The organism is Ancylobacter gelatini (assembly GCF_022601675.1).
Lineage (GTDB): Bacteria > Pseudomonadota > Alphaproteobacteria > Rhizobiales > Xanthobacteraceae > Ancylobacter > Ancylobacter gelatini.
In genome coordinates this window covers 395,989-414,304 of record NZ_JAKVIL010000003.1, presented here as the reverse complement: position 1 = coordinate 414,304, position 18,316 = coordinate 395,989, and the positions used below count along the sequence as shown (strand labels likewise).

Annotated in this window: 17 protein-coding genes and 2 tRNA genes; 5 read left to right on the top strand and 14 right to left on the bottom strand. The window is 65.2% G+C overall.

Going from position 1 to position 18,316, the window contains the following annotated elements; all coding sequences use genetic code 11:
• Positions 1 to 348 precede the first annotated feature (348 nt).
• The gene (locus tag MKI84_RS08075; RefSeq protein ID WP_241618301.1) at positions 349 to 2,112 is read left to right on the top strand and encodes a DUF6119 family protein; all 1,764 of its coding nucleotides are present in this window, start codon (positions 349 to 351) and stop codon (positions 2,110 to 2,112) included.
• Positions 2,113 to 2,735: 623 nt separating this feature from the next.
• Here the strand turns inward: MKI84_RS08075 and MKI84_RS08070 are convergent.
• The 7 genes from MKI84_RS08070 to hisD all read right to left on the bottom strand — a co-directional run bounded on the left by MKI84_RS08070 (position 2,736) and on the right by hisD (position 7,747).
• A complete protein-coding gene (locus MKI84_RS08070) occupies positions 2,736 to 3,932 on the bottom strand; it encodes a tyrosine-type recombinase/integrase (RefSeq protein WP_241618299.1) in 1,197 nt (398 codons plus the stop codon).
• A 156-nt stretch (positions 3,933 to 4,088) separates the two neighbouring features.
• A tRNA-Phe gene (locus MKI84_RS08065) sits at positions 4,089 to 4,164 on the bottom strand.
• Positions 4,165 to 4,461: 297 nt separating this feature from the next.
• Positions 4,462 to 4,686, bottom strand: coding sequence for a DNA gyrase inhibitor YacG (gene yacG / locus MKI84_RS08060; protein WP_241618297.1), 225 nt, complete (start codon positions 4,684 to 4,686; stop codon positions 4,462 to 4,464).
• Positions 4,683 to 5,306, bottom strand: a complete 624-nt coding sequence (locus tag MKI84_RS08055; protein ID WP_241618294.1) for a Maf-like protein — start codon at positions 5,304 to 5,306, stop codon at positions 4,683 to 4,685. Before MKI84_RS08055 ends, yacG begins: the two co-directional genes overlap by 4 nt.
• 130 nt (positions 5,307 to 5,436) lie before the next feature.
• Positions 5,437 to 5,844 carry an arsenate-mycothiol transferase ArsC gene (locus MKI84_RS08050; RefSeq protein WP_241618411.1) on the bottom strand — a complete coding sequence of 136 codons (408 nt, stop codon included), beginning with the start codon at positions 5,842 to 5,844 and terminating at the stop codon, positions 5,437 to 5,439.
• A gap of 87 nt (positions 5,845 to 5,931) precedes the next feature.
• The gene (locus MKI84_RS08045) at positions 5,932 to 6,444 is read right to left on the bottom strand and encodes a UPF0262 family protein (RefSeq protein ID WP_241618292.1); all 513 of its coding nucleotides are present in this window, start codon (positions 6,442 to 6,444) and stop codon (positions 5,932 to 5,934) included.
• A gap of 10 nt (positions 6,445 to 6,454) precedes the next feature.
• Positions 6,455 to 7,747, bottom strand: coding sequence for a histidinol dehydrogenase (hisD, locus tag MKI84_RS08040; RefSeq protein WP_241618289.1), 1,293 nt, complete (start codon positions 7,745 to 7,747; stop codon positions 6,455 to 6,457).
• Positions 7,748 to 7,951: 204 nt separating this feature from the next.
• Between hisD and MKI84_RS08035 the strand changes: the two genes are divergently transcribed.
• Entirely contained in the window at positions 7,952 to 9,070 is a 1,119-nt protein-coding gene (locus MKI84_RS08035) for an alpha/beta hydrolase (protein WP_241618288.1), read from the top strand.
• A gap of 24 nt (positions 9,071 to 9,094) precedes the next feature.
• On the opposite strand, the gene MKI84_RS08030 is transcribed toward MKI84_RS08035, so the two are convergent.
• The 3 genes from MKI84_RS08030 to MKI84_RS08020 all read right to left on the bottom strand — a co-directional run bounded on the left by MKI84_RS08030 (position 9,095) and on the right by MKI84_RS08020 (position 11,364).
• Positions 9,095 to 9,583, bottom strand: a complete 489-nt coding sequence (locus MKI84_RS08030) for a DUF2948 family protein (protein WP_241618287.1) — start codon at positions 9,581 to 9,583, stop codon at positions 9,095 to 9,097.
• A gap of 113 nt (positions 9,584 to 9,696) precedes the next feature.
• Positions 9,697 to 10,986 carry a UDP-N-acetylglucosamine 1-carboxyvinyltransferase gene (gene murA / locus MKI84_RS08025; RefSeq protein ID WP_241618283.1) on the bottom strand — a complete coding sequence of 430 codons (1,290 nt, stop codon included), beginning with the start codon at positions 10,984 to 10,986 and terminating at the stop codon, positions 9,697 to 9,699.
• A gap of 165 nt (positions 10,987 to 11,151) precedes the next feature.
• Entirely contained in the window at positions 11,152 to 11,364 is a 213-nt protein-coding gene (locus MKI84_RS08020; protein WP_241618281.1) for a hypothetical protein, read from the bottom strand.
• A gap of 199 nt (positions 11,365 to 11,563) precedes the next feature.
• Here MKI84_RS08020 and MKI84_RS08015 point away from each other — a divergent pair.
• Positions 11,564 to 11,638 (top strand) — tRNA-Thr (locus MKI84_RS08015).
• On the opposite strand, the gene MKI84_RS08010 is transcribed toward MKI84_RS08015, so the two are convergent.
• Positions 11,617 to 12,906 (bottom strand): MFS transporter, encoded by a 1,290-nt coding sequence (locus tag MKI84_RS08010; protein ID WP_241618279.1) that lies wholly within the window; start codon positions 12,904 to 12,906, stop codon positions 11,617 to 11,619. The genes MKI84_RS08015 and MKI84_RS08010 overlap by 22 nt on opposite strands.
• A 403-nt stretch (positions 12,907 to 13,309) precedes the next feature.
• On the opposite strand from MKI84_RS08010, the gene MKI84_RS08005 reads away from it, so the two are divergent.
• A complete protein-coding gene (locus tag MKI84_RS08005) occupies positions 13,310 to 14,311 on the top strand; it encodes an IS110 family RNA-guided transposase (RefSeq protein ID WP_241618409.1) in 1,002 nt (333 codons plus the stop codon).
• 377 nt (positions 14,312 to 14,688) lie between these two features.
• Complete coding sequence (locus MKI84_RS08000; protein WP_241618277.1) at positions 14,689 to 14,952, top strand: hypothetical protein; 264 nt, start codon at positions 14,689 to 14,691, stop codon at positions 14,950 to 14,952.
• Positions 14,953 to 15,083: 131 nt separating this feature from the next.
• Here the strand turns inward: MKI84_RS08000 and MKI84_RS07995 are convergent, their stop codons facing one another.
• Genes MKI84_RS07995 through MKI84_RS07985 form a run of 3 tightly spaced genes read right to left on the bottom strand, consistent with a single transcriptional unit; the run spans position 15,084 to position 18,293 of the window.
• A complete protein-coding gene (locus tag MKI84_RS07995) occupies positions 15,084 to 16,787 on the bottom strand; it encodes a choline dehydrogenase (protein ID WP_241618274.1) in 1,704 nt (567 codons plus the stop codon).
• Between the two features lie 22 nt (positions 16,788 to 16,809).
• Positions 16,810 to 17,469: an amino acid ABC transporter permease gene (locus tag MKI84_RS07990; protein ID WP_241618272.1), complete on the bottom strand. Its 660-nt coding sequence runs from the start codon at positions 17,467 to 17,469 to the stop codon at positions 16,810 to 16,812.
• Positions 17,470 to 17,474: 5 nt separating this feature from the next.
• A complete protein-coding gene (locus tag MKI84_RS07985) occupies positions 17,475 to 18,293 on the bottom strand; it encodes an amino acid ABC transporter permease (RefSeq protein WP_241618270.1) in 819 nt (272 codons plus the stop codon).
• Between the last annotated feature and the right edge of the window lie 23 nt (positions 18,294 to 18,316).

Sequence of the window (18,316 nt, the reverse complement as noted above, 5' to 3'; positions counted from 1 at the left end):
CGGCTCAGGGGGAAGATACGTCATAGGGCTATAGCGTACACATAGTTCTCTTCTTGGTCGCTCGCGGCCCGCCAATGATGCGATCGGCGAGCTTAGCGTGCTGGCGGAAGATCGGAGGCAGCTTCTGGCGTCCTCGCCGGACTACGCCGGATGATGATGTGCACTGCGCCTACGCCGCAGCGCTATTCTAGTGCCACTGAAAGGTGCCTCCGATCGCCGACGGGCCGCGTCTCTCGCCATTCGATCTGCGACCGTATAGCGGGCTTAAAAGTTACCCTGGCAACATTCCGTTAGCAGATGCTTGCCTTTAATTATGTCGACGTTAACCTTTCCTAGGGGAGAGGCAAGATGGCGGATGAAGATGGCGAAAGCGATCTGGGCCAAATATCGCTTTATCTGGCGAAAGAAGGGAGGCCCTTTGAAAAGGTGATCGATTTAGAAACGCTGGTGAAGCGCCACCAGAGAACAGAGCATCAGTTCGAAGTTGCCGATGCGATTTGCCGGTTCATTTATTTCGAGACATCGACCAAAAAGACCAATCCACCCTGGCTCGACTTCATCAATGTCCGGATTCCCGCGACAGATCAGAAAAGCTTTGCCGCGTGGAGTCACAGCGCCAATGGCATTCTCGCGATAGCCCTCGATGGCCAGCTATTCATCGCTACCTTTGGCCGCAGCGCTGGGTCCCTCATCAAGCGGGAGGAGATCCAGACCGATTTCGGCATCCGGACAGCGATGAATCTATGCGGCAACGAGGAAATCCGCCAGACGCGGACGCAGAGCCACTCACTAACCCCGACGCATATCGACCGGCAGGTCGCGCGCCCGTCGCAAAGTTTCGTGTTCGGCCTCAGCGAATCGGAGGATCTCAAGTCCATTGCCGCGCACCTCAAAGGCAATCCACTGGTCACGCTGCAGGGCCGCGATCATCTCACGATCAAGGTCATCGGTGCCGAGAAGCTTAGCTGGGACCGGCTGATCGAGCAGTGTCGCGATTTTACTGAGGCCTATGGCAAAGAGGATTTTGCCAGTCTCTTTCCCAACTACCGTAACTTCAAGCCCGCTGGTGATGATCAGATTAAGTTGCTCGATCAGGCGCTGATCGACACTTTACGTGCAAAAGAGCTCGAACCTGTCCAGCTGTGGATTCCCGAGCTTATCGCCGACGACGATTACAGCTTCAGCTATTCAGACAACCCCAAGCGCAAAAATCGCATTTACGCCTTTCTTGACGCTGGACAGTTGTCGTACGCAGTGAATCTCGACAAGGTCACGATCAAGATGCTCCACGCCCGGCGCATCTATGCATATTCACATCAGGAAGATCGTGTCCTCTCGCACAAATGGTGGTCACTCTACAACTGTATGCTCTTTGAGCATAAGCTCGGAGACGGCCATTTCATTCTGACTGGTGGAACTTGGCGCCAAGTTGAAGGAAGTTTCTATCGCTCCGTGACCGACTTCGTTGCCAAGCAGGTGCGCGAGGAAGCGTGCGAGCCTCTTTATGCCGGCATCTCGATTGCCGACCAAACTGCGCGGAAGAATCGCGAAGCGGTTTTCAATACCCGGGCATGCGTGCTGCGCCCGCAGAGCATCCGTTTCGACCAGGCTAAATTGCGTATCGGCTCGAGCCGGCAAGACAAGGAATTCTGCGACATTCTCGATCTGACTGACGATGGCACGATGCGGATCATCAATTGTAAGCCGTACAAGGGGTCTTCATCGATCAGCTACCTGTTTGCCCAGGCCCGCTTCTACTGCGACAGCTTCCTCCACGATCAGGTGTTCCTATCGGAAATACTGAGCCATGTCACGAGTTCACCGACCCCGGCTAAGGCTGAATACCTAGCGCATATTAAAGCCGACATCCGCGAAGTGGTTGGCAGCGATTATCAGGTCTGCGTTTGGCTACTATTCGACAACAAGAAGCCCCAGCCCACCCGAGCGAGCCTGCCGTTCATGGCGCAATACGAACTAAAGCTCATGCAAGAGCATTTGCGCAACCACTGCAAGTTCGCAGCGGTCGTGCTCCGCTTCATCCCGGTCGAATGTGTCAACTTCGAGCGTGACGCCAAGCCGACCAAGAAGCAGAAGCCGAGCGCTGGCGGCTAATCTGGATTCCGCAAGCCGGTCATTCGTGTTCGCTGGTCAGCCTGGGAATGAATGGGAACCTGGAAATAGTGAGCCACATCCTGAGCGAAGCTGACCATTAGGATGATATGGCCACATGGCCTGGAAAAACGCCGGCGACGATCTCCTGCTCTCGGGCGGGCGCGCTCCCTTATGCATTTCCACGACAACAAGGCGGAGCAAGAGGGATGCGAACTCAACTTCTGCGCTCCAGCGGAGCACACCGAATCGGCCTCACTCGCCTAGGCGAAGAGTTGGCCTCTCGGTCAGACGTACTGCAGCATAGCCCATCGCCACGACGATGAGCGGAAGCGCCACGTAAGCGTAGAGCCATAGACCAGTCATTTGAGTCTCCCAAGAACGAGCCTCGCAAACCAATGTAGCACGGCGGCGGCGCCCAACCAAAACAGGCTGCGGATAGCTATCAGGGGAGCGATGATCGATGCTCCTCCGCCGATCCCATATAATGCGGCGGACGGTCCCAATACTGCAACCGTGAGGCAGGCTGTCGAGGCCCGATCAAGCGCATTCGCGAGCAACTTGGTCTGCTCCATTATGGTCGAGGCTCAAGTGTCCTCTCCCTGAGAGTCGACTGTCGCTCCAGCCTATCTGTCGATGTCCGATCGCATCTCGTCGATACGATCGGCCCACCATTGCATCATCCGGGCACGCTCTTCCCAGTGTTCGCCGCGCGCATAAGCTCGCCGCACATCATTGCTTTCTATATGGCCGAGTTGCCTTTCGATCGCGTCGGCGTGCCACAGGCCGCTTTCATTGAGGAGCGTGGAAGCGGTCGCCCTAAATCCATGGGCCGTCACCTCGTCCTTGCCGTAGCCTAATCGGCGCAAGGCAGCATTCAGCGTGTTCTCCGACATCGGTCGACGCGGCGAGCTAACTGACGGTAGTGCGAGCTCGCGAGTTCCCGTGAACTGACGAAGATCACGCAGAATCGCAATGGCCTGGGTAGGCAGCGGTGACCGGTGCGGCCGGCGCATTTTTGTGCGGCTGGCGGGCACAACCCATTCAGCCTTCTCAAGGTTGAACTCACGCCATTCTGCCAATCTTAGTTCGCCGGGACGGGGGAAAAGCAGGGCCATTAAGCGAAGTGCCGCGAGCGTGACGGGTTGGCCATCGAAACCATCGATGGCCCGAAGCAGTCCACCAAACGCCTTCGCGTCGGTGATGGCAGCTCTCGGCTTGACCGTGGGGGTCGTAAGAGCGCCGCGCAGGGCATATGTGGGATCGTGTTCAGCCCTCACGGTAGCGATGGCATAGCGAAACACCGTACCCATCGTACCGCGGAGCCTACGTGCTGTTTCATAACGGCCGCGCAGCTCGACTTTGCGCAGCACTGCCAAGACCTCGACGGGCTTTATGTCGGCTATTGGCCGCTCACCAATATCGACGCGTGCCAGATCGAGGAGCCAGCGCGTCTTCTCCATCGTCGCGTCGGCTCTGAGCTCTCGAGTCATTTTGGCGAGATATTCGTCTGCGACCATGTTGAAGGTGTTGGCGTCGACGATGCTTTTGGTGAGCTTCGTTAATCGGGCCTGAACCCTGGGGTCCTGTCCCGCCGCCAGCAATCTTTTGGCTGCGTCCCGCCTCTCCCTAGCCTCGGTAAGGGAGACGACGGGATAGGATCCGAAGGTCACCATCTTCTGCTTACCTTCGAAGCGATACTGAAGGCGCCAGTGGCGACTGCCGGTTGGCGTGACGAGGAGGTGCAATCCTCCCCCGTCGGAAAGCTTGCGCGGCTTTGCGCTCGGCTTGGCATTGCGGACGGCGGCATCTGACAGGGGCATTTTGTTGGTACCCGGCCTGTGAGTTGGTACCGAACGATGCCAACAAACGTTCCAAAATGCCAACAGGCCCGGCGATACGTGCCAATGCGACGATCGCCGAAAATTCTTTTATTATAGTAGTTTAGCGCGTTTCCGGTTACCCCCGGCGGGAAGGAGTGGTGCCCAGGGACGGAGTCGAACCGCCGACACTGCGATTTTCAGTCGCATGCTCTACCAACTGAGCTACCTGGGCGTAGCCGGCAACGGCGTAAGCCGTGCGGAGCGGGGCGGTTTATAGAGTTTCGATTCCTCCCTGTCCATATGGTCGGGAGGGTAAAATGCTTCTTTCCCCAGCCACATCGGACCGGCATCGCCAGCGCCCTCGACGGGCCATCTCCGCGACCCTGACACGATAAGTCCAGACACGGCCGGGTCGCGCGCCCTGCGCCACCGTGGGGGGCGCCACCGTGGCGCGCGCCTTGCCAGGCGCCGGCAGGCCGTGACACGCGGCGGCGGGGCCGCGTGGGAGCAAGGCGTCCGGCAGCGAGCTTCAGCGGTCGCGCGGCGGAGCGGGGGCGAGCGGGGCTTCCTCGCCGTCCTCGTCGTCATCCTCGGAGGCGGGTATCGCGTAGCTGCCGCTCAGCCAGCGGTGCAGGTCGACATCGGCGCAGCGGCTGGAACAGAACGGGCGATATTTCTCCACCGGCGGCTTGCCGCAGATCGGGCAGCCCTTGCCGGAAGCGCCCTTTTCCCGCGTGGCATCCCCGCCGCTCATGGCGGGTTGCCCCAGGCGTGGTGCACGGGATAGCGCTCGCCGGCCAGCATCGCCACGGTCTCGGCCAGCGGCAGGCCGACCACATTGGTGTAGGAGCCGACCATCTTGATCACGAAGGTCGCCGCCAGCCCCTGGATCGCATAACCGCCCGCCTTGCCCAGCCATTCGCGCGAGGCGATATAGGCGTCCATCTCCTCGCGGGAGAGCCGCTTGAAGCGCACACGCGTCTCCACCAGTCGGGTGCGGACGGCGCCCTTGGGCGTCATCAGCGCGACGCCGGTATAGACGCGGTGCGCACGGCCGGAGAGCAGGCGCAGGCAATCGGCCGCCTCCTCGGAAATCTCGGGCTTGGGCAGAATACGCCGGCCGACGCCGACCACCGTGTCGGCGGCCAGCAGATAGGCGCCCTCATATTCGCCCACCGCCTTGCGACGGATATCGGCGGCGCGCAGTTTCTCCTGCGCCAGCCGCAGCGCGAGCCGGCGCGGCAACTCGCTGCGCTCCGGCGTCTCGTCGATATCGGCGGGCAGCAGGGCGTCGGGTTCGAGACCGGCCTGCGCCAGCAGCGCCAGACGGCGCGGCGAGCCCGAAGCCAGAACCAGGACAGGATGTCCGCTCACTCAGGTCAACTCCTCGTTCCACCGGGACGGAATGGCCGGTGGCGGCATCGGCAGGCCGACCGCCGTCAGATGGAATCATCCGGCCGACAAGTAAAGGCTCTGACAACATCAATGCGTGGCTGCTCGCGGGTCACGACGGGCGGAACCGCAGGCGAATCCGCTGCTCCAGTTCGTCGCGCACCGCGCGATAGGCGTCCATGCGCTGCTCGCGATTGCCGGTCACCAGTGTCGGGTCCGGTGTCGGCCAGTACTCCACGTCGATGGCATTGGTCCGGGTGAGTTCCAGCGCGCGGTGATGGGCGTCGGGGGAGAGGGTGATCACGAGGTCGAAGCCGAGCCCCTCATTCTCCTCCAGTTCTTCCAGCGTCTGCGGGCGGTGGCGGTGCACGTCGAGGCCGATCTCGTCGATCACGGTGGTGACAAAGGGATCGGCATCGCCCTTCATGACGCCCGCCGAGCCGACATAGATGGAACGGCCGAACAGATGGCGCGCCAGCGCGGCGGCCATGGGCGAGCGCACGCAATTCTGCCCGCACATGAACAGCACCGCCTGCGGGCGCTCCTTGCGGGCGGCGCGGGGCGGCTTGAGCGAGGGCGGCAGGTCCGGCGGAGAGGCGATCACCGCTCAACCCTTCCAGTGCAGCGCGCACATTAGCGTGAACAGCCGCCGTGCCGTGCCGAAATCGACGTTGATCTTGTCCTTGAGCCGCGCGCGCAGCAGTTCCGAGCCTTCGTTGTGCAACCCGCGCCGGCCCATGTCGATGGCCTCGATCTGCGAGGGGATGGCGGTGCGGATCGCCGAATAATAGCTCTCGCAGACCAGAAAGTAGTCCTTCACCACGCGGCGCAGCGGGCTGAGCGAGAGATGGTGCGCGACGACGGGCGTGCCGTCCTGCCGGGAAACCTCCAGCACCAGCCGCCCCTCGGCCAAGGACAGGGTGAGAATGTAGGGGCCCGGCTCGACATCACCGCATGGCGCGAAGCTGTTTTCCTCGATCAGGTCGTAGATCGCGATGGCGCGCTCGTGCTCGATGTCCCGGTTGGAGCGCCCGATCGAGGCGGCATCGAGTGTCACCGCCACGAGGCGGCGCGTTTCGGCATAAGGATCGGAGGGGGTTACGGCCTCGTTTTCCGCCATGCCGGCCCCATCACAGGTTGAGGCGGATGGCGACCGAGCGGGCATGGGCGCCAAGCCCCTCCGCCTCGCCGAGCGCGATGGCCGCCGGCCCGAGCGCGCGAAGCTGCTCGGGGCCGCATTTCAGTATCGAGGTACGCTTCATGAAGTCCAGCACGCCGAGCCCGGAGGAGAAGCGCGCCGAGCGTGCGGTGGGCAATACATGGTTCGAGCCACCGACATAATCGCCGATCGCCTCGGGCGTGTGGGCGCCGAGGAAGATCGCGCCGGCATGGCGGATCTCGCCCGCCAGAAACTCGGCATCGGCGCACATGATCTCGAGATGCTCGGGGGCGAGCCGGTTGGCAAGCGCGCTCGCCTCGCCGAGATTGCCGAGCCGGATCACCGCGCCGAATTCGCGCCAGCTTTCCTCGGCGATGTCGCGGCGCGGCAGGGTGGCGAGCTGGCGCTCAACGGCAGCGATGACGGCTTCCGCCAGTCCGTCGCTGTCGGTCATCAGGATCGACTGGGCGGCGGTGTCGTGCTCGGCCTGCGCCAGCAGATCGGCGGCGATCCAGTCCGGGTTCTGCTCGCCATCGGCGATCACCAGCACCTCCGACGGCCCGGCCACCATGTCGATCCCCACCGTGCCGAACACATGGCGCTTGGCGGCGGCGACATAGGCATTGCCGGGGCCGACGATCTTGGCCACGGGCGCGATGGTCGCCGTGCCATAGGCCAGCGCCGCGACCGCCTGCGCGCCGCCGACGCGATACACCTCGTCGACCCCGGCGAGGCGCGCGGCGGCGAGCACCAAGGGATTGAGCACGCCGTCCGGCGCCGGAACCACCATGGCGAGCCGGGAGACGCCCGCGACCTTGGCCGGCACCGCGTTCATCAGCACCGACGACGGATAGGCCGCCGTACCGCCGGGCACGTAGAGCCCCACCGCATCAATCGCAGTCCAGCGATGGCCGAGCTCGACGCCGAGCGCGTCGACATAGCGTCCGCTCTCGGGAAGCTGCTTGGCGTGGTGGGAGCGGATGCGCTCATGCGCGAAGGTCAACGCCTCCAGCGTCTTGGCATCGGCCGCCATCACCGCGGCATCGATCTCCTCTTCGCTCACCCGGATGCCGAGCGCGCCGAGGTCCACCCGATCGAACTGCTTCGAGAGCGCGATCAGCGCCTCGTCGCCGCGCAGCCGCACATCCTCGACGATGCGCGCCACCGCCTGCGCCACATCCTGCGACACCTCGCGCTTGGTCCCGAGGAAGGCCTGGAAGCGGTCGGCGAAGTTGGCAGAGCGTGTGTCGAGGCGAAGCGGCATGACATGTCCTGAAGGCGCGAAGCGGTCTTTGCGCGGGTCCTATCGCAATCGATACCATGGAACAATCGCCCGGCGGCTTTTCGCTATCCGTTGAGGTGCTGAGAAACCTCAACCCACATTGCGGGCCACCCCTTTTCAGACGACCGGCCTATCATGCGATCCATTCGATCGATCAGAATCGAGCAAGGTACGGGGGAGGAAACCATGAGCCAGGGCCGTTCCGACGTATCGCCCGATGCAGCCGGCGCCGCCGCGCGCCCGCCGCTGGCCATCGCGCGTCAGGGGGCGTTCCATGCCGGCGGCAGCTACACACGGACCGTGGATGGGCAGGTGATGACCGGCCAGATGTTCGTGCAGTTCCAGATTCCTGCCGCGTTGCGCCACCCGTACCCGGTCGTGATGGTCCATGGCGGCGGCCAGACCGGCGTGAACTTCCTGTCCACGCCGGACGGGCGAGAGGGCTGGGCCGACTATTTCCTGCGCCAGGGACACGCCGTCTATGTGGTGGATCAGGTCGGGCGTGGGCGTTCGGGCTACGTCACCGAGGTCTACGGGCCGACGCGGCGGCCCAACACCACAGCAATAGCCGACCGCTTCAGCGATCCGCGCTCGACTGCCGGCTTCCCGCAGGCAGCTCGGCACACACGATGGCCCGGCGGCGGGCGCGCCGGCGATCCGGTGTTCGACCAGTTCTTCGCCTCGCAGGTCGAGGATATGGCCGACGGCGCCGCTATCGAGGCACTGAACCGAGCCGCGCTCGCCGCCGTGCTCGACCGTATCGGGCCCGCCGTCCTCCTGATGCATTCGCAGGCCGGCGCCATCGGCTGGGGTATCGCCGACGACCGGCCGGAACAGGTGAAGGCGCTGCTCGCCATCGAACCGAACGGCCCGCCGCTCCACGAGGTGAAGATGCTCGGCGCGCCGGACTGGTTCGAGGACGGCCCGGTCGGCCGACCCTACGGCATCACCCGCACACCGCTTGCCTACGACCCGCCGGTCGCGACGCCGGGCGAACTGGCACTGGTGCGCGAGGCAGAGGCGCAGGCACCCGACCTTGTGCATGGCTGGCTCCAGCTGGAACCCGCGCGCCGCCTGCCCAACCTCGCCCGCGTGCCGATCCTGATCGTGACCGCGGAGGCTTCATACCATGCCGGTTACGACCATTGCACCGCGCGCTATCTGACGCAGGCGGGCGTGCCGAACGAGTTCGTGCGCCTTGCCGATGTCGGCATACGGGGCAACGGGCACATGATGATGCTGGAGACAAACAATGAGGAGATCGCCGCCTTCCTCGACGGCTGGATCACCCGGACCCTCGGCTAAAGGCGCTCCGCTTCAAGCGCGGGCTCATTCGGCGGCGTCGTGGCAGGGCGTGCCCTTGGCGTCCCAGGCGGGGCCAAGATCCTCCAGCCCCGCTTCCAGGCACTCCACGCTGAGCTGCACCTCGGCGCCGCCGGAGAACAGGAAGGTGACGAGGCCGGAGGGCGCGTCGGTCTCCTCGAAAGTCACGGCCAGAAGGTTAAGCGTCGCGGGTCCAGCCGAGAGGTCGATGCCGCGCACCTTGGCGCCCATGACCCGCTCGAAATGCATGCCCGAGCGCCGGCGCACGCACGGTGCGGCCAGCGGTGCCGCGTTGCGCCCCTGCGCCGCGTGAGCCTGCGCCTGCACCTCCGCCTGCACCGCCTTTTCCCAGTCGAAACGGTTGGCGAGCAGGACGAAGCGATGCTCCTTCGGCAGATAGGTCATATCGCCGACCGAGATCACCGCGTCCTGGAGATGGACGGAGAGCACCGCGAGATCTTCCGCGTCGAGCGCGATCAGCTTGAGCCCGGCCATGTTCTTCGATCTCCGCAACGTTACATGTCGCGAAGATGGCGTCGCAGGCGGCTTACGGCAAGGGAGGCGCCTGAAGGATGCCGCGCCAAACGCGGCGCTTGCATAGCGCCCGCTCAGCCGGCGAGGCGCTCGATCTGCGCACCACAGGCCGAAAGCTTCTCTTCCAGCCGCTCGAAGCCACGGTCGAGATGATAGACCCGGTGGATCATGCTCTCGCCTTCCGCCGCCAGTGCGCCGATCACCAGCGACACCGAAGCGCGCAGATCGGTCGCCATGACCGGCGCGCCCTTCAGCCGCTCGACGCCCTCGATGGTGGCGGTCTCGCCGTCGAGATGGATGCGCGCGCCGAGCCGGGCCAGTTCCTGCACATGCATGAAGCGGTTCTCGAAGATGGTCTCGGTGATGCGCGAGGTGCCGGACGCCCGCGTGGTCAGCGCCATGAGCTGCGCCTGCAGGTCGGTCGGGAAGCCGGGGAACGGCGCGGTGGTCACGTTCACCGGCGCGATGCCACCACCATTGCGCCTGACGCGCAGCCCCTCATTGGAGGGCGTGACCTCGACGCCGGCCTCGCGCAGCGTGTCCAGCGCGGAATCCAGCAGATCGGCGCGGGCGCCGGCGAGCATGACGTCGCCGCCGGTCATCGCCACCGCCATGGCATAGGTGCCAGCCTCGATGCGGTCGGGCAGCACAGCGTGGCGGGCGCCCTTGAGACGCGGCACGCCGACGATGCGGATGGTGGAACTGCCCTGCCCCTCGATCCGCCCACCCATCGCATTGATGCAATTGGCGAGGTCAGCGATCTCCGGCTCGCGCGCCGCATTCTCGATGATGGTCTCGCCGTCGGCGAGGCTGGCGGCCATGATCGCGGTATGGGTGGCGCCGACCGAGACCTTCGGGAAATCGATGCGCGCGCCCTTCAGGCCCTTCGGGGCACGGGCCAGCACATAGCCGGCATCGATCTCGATGTCGGCGCCGAGCGCCCGCAGCGCGTCGAGATGGAAGTCCACCGGGCGCGTGCCGATGGCGCAGCCGCCGGGCAGCGACACCTTGGCCTGCCCCATGCGCGCCAGCAGCGGCCCGATGACCCAGAAGCTGGCGCGCATCTTCGACACCAGTTCATAAGGCGCGGTGGTGTCGACGATGACGCGGGCGTCGATCTCCAGTGTCTGGCCGGCATAGGCATCGTCGCCCCGGCGCTTGCCATTCACGGTGATGTCGATGCCATGATTGCCGAGAATGCGCTGGAGCTGGGCAACGTCGGCGAGGCGCGGCACGTTTTCGAGGATGAGCTTTTCCTCGGTGAGCAGTCCGGCGATCATCAGCGGAAGCGCGGCGTTCTTGGCGCCGGAAATCGGAATCGACCCGTTGAGGGGATTGCCGCCGACAATGCGGATGCGGTCCATGTGGTTTCAGGCTCCTTCGACCGAAGGGGCGCAGCGGCGCGGTGACCTTCGGCAACAACATCTTCCGGCAATGCAACGAGGATCGGGCCGATTCGTGGCGCCGGGTCCGCCGGTTTCCTGCCCAGTGGTCTAGCGCGAGTGGCGGGACGAGACAACGCGCGCGGCTCAGCCCGGGGAGTTGCCCGCCTTATCCACCGCCTGCGCGCCGGCATTGTCCATCTCCTCGGCGGGCGCGACGCCCTCGACGTCCGCCCCCGTCGCCTCGCTTTCCGCCTGCCGGCCGCGCGCCTGGGTCTTGCGGCGCTTCAGATTGGCCCGCAGCGCGGCCGCAAGGCGTTCGGCGCGGGCTTTGGCCTCGGTGTCATCCGGCCGGCTCATGGAAGCTCCTGTCCCTGCGAGCGCATCACCGCGCCCTCCCGCGAGCCGTCCCGAACCGGCGCGGGATAGGCCGGAAACGCGTGCGACGTGCGCGATGTACACAGCGCGATGATCTACGATGGACGCAGACGCTTGCACAGACCGGCGCGCTGTGGCAAACACCGCCCCGCCTCGCCGGCCATCTCGCCGCGCGGCCGGCGCTGCGGTAGCTCAGTGGTAGAGCACTCCCTTGGTAAGGGAGAGGTCGAGAGTTCAATCCTCTCTCGCAGCACCATTTGTCTGATCTGTCTCGGAATTTTGCGGCGACATGGCCCGGTTATTCTCAACCGGGATATCCGGCTGCTCCGTCACCGCATCGACAGCAACCTGCATGGCTTGTGGCGCAATGACCGATGCCGTTTCCACGCTGGTTATGGGTGCGCGCGCCAGAGCTCTCAGCGTCGTTGCGAGAGCGAGCAGGATGGCGGCGCCGGCTATGAAGTACAGGACACCGTTGATGTCGAGGTACGACATGATCCATGAGCCTGTGAAAGGCCCGATCGTAGACCCGATCCCGCTCACAAGGATCAGCCGGCCGCTGACCGAGACGACCCTCTCGCCGGTCATGCTGTCCAGCGCACTGGACACGCAGACGGGGTAGAGGGTCGACATGAAACCGCCGAGAAGCGCGGCGACAGGCAGGATGACGATCAGCGCACGCGGCAGGAAGAGGAGGGAGATGGCGGTCAGCGCGAAACCCGTTGCCAGCAGGCCAAGAAGCCTTCGCCTGTCCATGCGGTCCGACAACAGCCCGACGGGCACCTGAAACGCCAGCCCGCCGAGCACCGCGCTGAGAATGACAAGGCCGATGGTCTCCTGCGCGATGCCATTCTCCGCCATCCATGCCGGCGTCACCGCGTAGAAGGTCGCGCCAACCATGCCCGCCACCAGCGCTCCGAGAACCGCGAGCGGCGCCGCGCGGGTCAACTCGCCATAAGGCAGCTTGACCTCGCTCACGATGGGCGGCGGTTCGGCCCTCGTCATGCTCACAATGACAAGCGCGGCCGCGAACAAGGTCGCGATGACGCTGAAGGGCACGGTGCTCTCCAGCGGAAGCCAGCCGATCAGCAATTGTCCGAGCGCGAGCGCGAGGAACGTGCCGACCATATAGGTCGAGAAAATCCGGCCCCGCGCGGCGGGTGGGGCCTTGGCGTTCAACCAACTTTCCGTGGCCACGAAAAGACCCACGCACCCGAAGCCGATGGCGGCGCGCAAGGCCATCCACGAGAGAGCATCAACCCACAGCGACATGCCCAAGGTCGCGCCGATGACAATGCCGGCAAAGGCCGCATAGCCACGGATATGACCGATACGCTGGATGATGCCGCCGCAGGTGATGGACCCGACGGTAAAGCCGACAAAGAAGGCGCTCATGATCAGGCCCTCAAGGGCCGGATTGAAGTCCTCTACAGAGAGCCGCAACGCAACCAGGGTTGTGAAGAACCCGTTTGCAAGCTGAACGAGACTAGTTGCCAATATTAGAGCGCTAACTTGTGTGTACAAAAACGCGACCTCCCGTTCTGGCTGGCGAGTTCAAGCCACAAGCATCGATATACCGCTGACACTAATGACCCATAGCCATCGAGTCACCCCCCGAAAGAGGCCGCACTATTTTGGTACCTTTTCGAAACACGTTTCGGGCAGTGCCGAGCCCAAGGGCACATCTAGCAATTGGCATCAGTGAACCGAGCGGCGACTGGGGCATTGGCGCGGGCGGTGAGGATACTGCGGATCGCCGACAAGCCTGCAGGCGGCGCCCCCAGGGGGGACGTGCTACGGTCGCGGCCCGGAACAGGCACACGGCAAAAGCGATGGGGTGGACGTCCCCCTGACGGCATCGACGTGCCAGAGTGGAGGTGTTCATCACCACTGGAGGAGGCGTCCGTGAGCGAGATCAGCACACGGCATCGATCTGGCCAAGTCGGTTTTCCAGGTTCACGGCGCGGACCGGGGCGGTAACGCGATCCTGCGCAAAAAGCTGCGGCGTGACCAGGTTCTGGTGTTCTTCGCGTCGTTGCCCCGGTGCGTCGTGGCGATGGAGGCTTGCGCGAGCGCGCACTACCGGGCCCGCGAGATCGCTGCTTTGGGCCACGATACGCGGCTCATCCCGCCTGCGTACGTGAAGCCGTTCGTGAAGCGGCAGAAGAACGACATGGCTGACGCGGAGGCGATCTGCGAGGCGGCGCAGCGCCCGACGATGCGGTTCGTTCAGGGCAAGAGTGCGGAGGCGCAGGCATCGGCCGTGGTGTTTCGTACGCGCGACATCCTCGTGCGCCAGCGCACCCAGCTGATCAACGCCTTGCGCGGGCACCTCACCGAGTTCGGCTATGTCGTGCGGCAGGGTGCCGGACATGTCGGCAAGCGGGTCGAGATCGTAGGCGATCCCACATCAGACATCCCGGCTGAAGCGCGGCCGGTACTGGTCGTCATCGCACAGGGGTTGCAGGCACTGCAGGCGCAGATCGCTCTTCTCGACCGCGAGATCGCGGCCCGGGCGAAGGCAGACCCGGTGGCGCAGCGGTTGATGACCGTCCCGGGCATTGGTCCGGTCATCGCGACGGCGCTGGTCGCACTGGCGCCAGCCGCCAGCACCTTCCGCCGCGGGCGTGACTTCGCGGCCTGGCTGGGTCTCGTCCCGCAACAGCACTCCAGCGGCGGCAAGGAGCGGCTCGGGCGAACAACCAAGATGGGGGAGCGCAGCCTGCGACGGCTTCTGATCCTAGGCGCGAGCTCGGCGACCAAGGTCGCGGCGCGCGATCCCGACAAGGCTAGCGGCTGGCTGGCCGGCATGTTGGCGCGCAAGCCGCGTATGCTGGTCACGGTCGCACTGGCCAACAAGATGGCAAGGATCGTCTGGGCGCTGATGGCGCACGGCGGATCCTACAGAGCTCCGGCCGCGGCGGCATAATCGCCACGGCTCGAGGCGTCAGGGACGCAAGGTAAGGTCAGCAGAGAGGTATGGCGCAACGGTCAGCAGACGGGGTCGGGAAAACCAGTGAAATGTCCGGGCGCCTCGAGCGCGCAAAAGCGATCTGGTCTCGATCCGCGATCTCCATACAGGCCAGCAGCCGTGATGATCGCTGCATCAACAGGCCGGACACACGGAAGCACCTGAACCCGCGCAACATGCCCTCAAAAACCTCTTGCATCCAACGGGGCGTCCACACACGGTCATCCCTCATGCGGCTCCGCCGACGGTGTGTCGTTAGGTGCCCTAGCGGGACGAGCGCTCCACCTTTACGAAACGTCACTCATCTCCTTGGACGTCGCTAGCGGAGCCTGCCAATGATCGACCTGTTCGCCCTGACCTCGGCCTTCGCCATCCTCTGCGTCTCGGCGCTTGTGGCCTTCATGGCCACGCAGATTTTTACGGCTGTTCTGATCATTGGGGCCGTCGTGGTGCTGGCGGCGGTCGCGGCCGTGAACTTTGGATGGTTCGAGGGCATTGCGCCGCTGCTGGTGATCTACGCCAACTCGGGGCTGATGGGCTGCTTGGCCGGCATCCTCCTTGCCAGATATATTGCCGCCGGCCGAAATGACGAGGCATAAGCCGGCCCTCTCGATTGCCCGCTGGCAATCGCAGCGGCTGCCCGATGGAGGGTCGGAACGGCGTCTGTTCTACAGCAGCGCCGCATCGCCATTGTCACGCCTACCCGGATGATGTGAACGATCGCGGCGCCTCACGCCACGTCGCGGCCTCTCACCTCGCGGCGCGGTTCGGGCGCGCGCGGGCGCTGGTGGTGCTGCCAGTCCGGCGCGACGTGATAGGCCGGCGCGGCCCCCTCCGGCGCCCGGCGGCCGAGGATGAGGTCCGACGCCTTCTCCGCCAGCATCAGCACCGCCGCGTTGAGGTTGGCCGCAGGCAGGGTCGGCATGATCGAGGCATCAGCGACGCGCAGCCCGTCGACACCATTCACCCGGCACTGTGGGTCCACCACCGCCTCGGCGTCGCCGCCCATGCGGCACGAGCCGGCAGGGTGGAATTGCGACTGAATGGTCTCGCGCAGGAAGGCGTCGATCTGCGCGTCGGACTGCACGCCGGCGCCGGGCTTCACCTCCGCGCCGCGATAGATGTCGAAGGCCGGCTGGGCCAGCACCTCGCGGGCGAGCCGCAGCCCGTCGCGGAATTCTTCCCAATCCTCGGGATGCGACATGTAGTTGAACAGGATGCGCGGCGCGGCCGCCGGATCGGCGGAGTGCAGCGAGACGGTGCCGCGGCTCTTTGAGCGCATCGAGCCGAACTGGATCTGGAAGCCGTGCTCGCGCCCGGCATCGCGCCCGCCATCGGAAATCGCCAGCGGCATGAAGAAGAACTGCATGTTCGGCCACTCGATGCCGGCGCGGGTGCGCACGAAGGCCCCACTTTCAAAATGCGTGGTGGCGCCGGGCCCGGAGCGGAACAGCAGCCATTGCAGGCCGATCCGCGCCATGGAGGCCGGGTTGAAATAGGAGTTCAGCGTGACGGGCAGGCGTGAGGCGACCTGCACGCTGCAGATCATGTGGTCCATCAGCCCTTCGCCGACCTGCGGCCGGTCTGCGACCGGGGCGATGCCCAGCGCGGCAAGGCGCGCGCCGTCCCCGATCCCGGAAAGCTGAAGCAGCTGTGGTGAGTTGATCGCGCCCCCGGCCAGGATGACCTCGCGCCGCGCCATTACGCGGCGAACCTCGCCGCCCTGGCGGAACTCCACGCCGCAGGCCCGCCGCCCGTCGAACAGGATCCGCGTCGCCAGCGCGCCGAGTTCCACGCGCAGATTGTCCCGCCCCTTGGCCGGCGCGATATAGGCGCGGCTGGAGCTGCACCGCCGCCCTTCGTGCACGTTCATCGGGAAGGCGCCGAACCCCTCGTGCTGTGCTCCGTTGAAATCGGCTGTCCGGTCATAGCCGGCCTGCGCCCCGGCCTCGACGAAGGCGCCGTGCAGCGGATTGTGGAAGTCCCTCGGGCCGGCATGAACCGGACCGTCGCCGCCGTGGAAGGCGTCCACCCCCGCGCTCCAGCTCTCGCTGCGCCGGAAATAGGGCAGAACATCGGCATAGGACCAGCCGCGCGCGCCTGAGGCCTCCCACGCCTCGAAGTCGAGCGGATTTCCGCGCAGGAACACCATGGCGTTGATCGAGGAGCTGCCGCCCAGCACCTTGCCGCGCGGGCAGCGTATGACGCGCCCGCCCAGATGCGGCTCCGGCTCGGTCTGGTAGGCCCAGTCATAACGTGGGCTGTTGGCCGCGTAGCGCACGCCGGCGGGCATGCTCAGGATGAAATGGCCGTCACTACCGCCGGCCTCCAGCAGCACCACCTTGTAGCGCCCGGATTCGGACAACCGGTTGGCGAGCACGCAGCCCGCCGAGCCTGCGCCCACCACCACGTAGTCAGCATCCTGTTCAGCCATAGTCGAAAACTCCTGCTCCCGGTCAGCCCCGCTGAACGCGCTCGCCATAGCGCCGCGCCAGAAGGCTGATGGGAAAGATCAAGACGAAGTAGAGCACACCCGCAGCGGTGTAGAGCTCCATGTAGCGATAGGACGAGGCGCTGAGCGTGGCGGCCTCGTAGGCGAGTTCGGCCACGCCGATGACCGACAGCAGGCTGGAGCATTTGATGATGTCGGCCACCACATTCATCGCCGGCGGCATCATCACCCGCGCCGCCTGCGGCCCGACCACAAGCAGCAGCACCCGGAACCGGGACAGGCCCAGCGCCTGCGCGGCGTCCTTCTGGCCCTGCGGAACCGCGAGCAGCCCGGCGCGGAACACCTCGGCCAGAAACGCCGCGCCGATCAGGCTGAGCGCGACGATGCCGATGGTCATCGCATCGAGCTGGAGCCGGAACAGGAACGGCGCACAGGCATATAGCCAGATCACCGGAATCATCTCGGGAATGGTGCGGAAGAAATCGATGAAGCCGGAGGAGCACCAGCGCAGCGTCGCATGCCGGCTGATGCGCCCGGCGCAAAGCACGACGCCCAGCAGCGCGCCCAGCAGCAGCGAGAGCGCCGAGATGCCGATGGTGCGGGCGAAGCCCTCCAGCAGCAGCGGCGCGCTGGACTGGAGCACGGCGAGATTGAAGCCCCCCATAGCCGCTAGCTCCCCATCCGGGCGCGCCGTTCCAGCAGCGCCATTCCCGAGGTGAAGACCTTGCCGGTCAGAAAGTAGAGCAGCGCAACGATGCTGAGGGTTTCTATCGGCTTGAACGTGTAGTTGGCGATGTGCTGCGACACGCTCATCAGTTCCCCGACCGACAGAACGGAGAGCACCGCGCTGCCCTTGAACACGCTGAGCAGCGTGTTGGTGCCGGGCGGGATCATCAGCCGCAGCGCCTGCGGAAGAATAACCTTCTGCCAGATGCGCGGCGGCGAAAGCCCGAGCGCCCGCGCCGCCTCCCACTGGCCGGACGGGATAGCGGCGATGCCGGCCCGCGCCACCTCGGTGAGATAGGCGCTCGCCTGCAGGGTCATCGCGATCAACCCGCTCACCAGGACCGAGGTCGAGAGCCCGGTGAGCAGCGGCAGGCCGAAATGCACCCAGAACAGTTGAATGAGGATGGGCGTGTTGCGCCACAGCTCGACATGGACGGTGACGGCCGCCCGCACCAGCCGGGAGCGCCCGCGCGCCGCGACGGCGAGCAGGATGCCGACCGCCAGCCCTGCCCCCATCGCGCTGACCGTCAGGCCGATGCTGACCACACTGCCGCGCAGCAGCGCCTCACGATAGGCGTAGAGCATGCCGAAATCGAGTTGGCCGATGAAGCCGAAATCCATCACCAGCGCCAGCGGAAGCGCTATCACGGCGAGCACCGCGACCAGCAGCAGCACCTCGCGCATCCAGGACGCACGGGCGGGCCGGGGGCGCCGCACCGGCGGCACGCCCGCCTCGGCGGCGGCTCGATCGAAAGCGTTCATCGGGTCCGGCCCATGCATGGGAA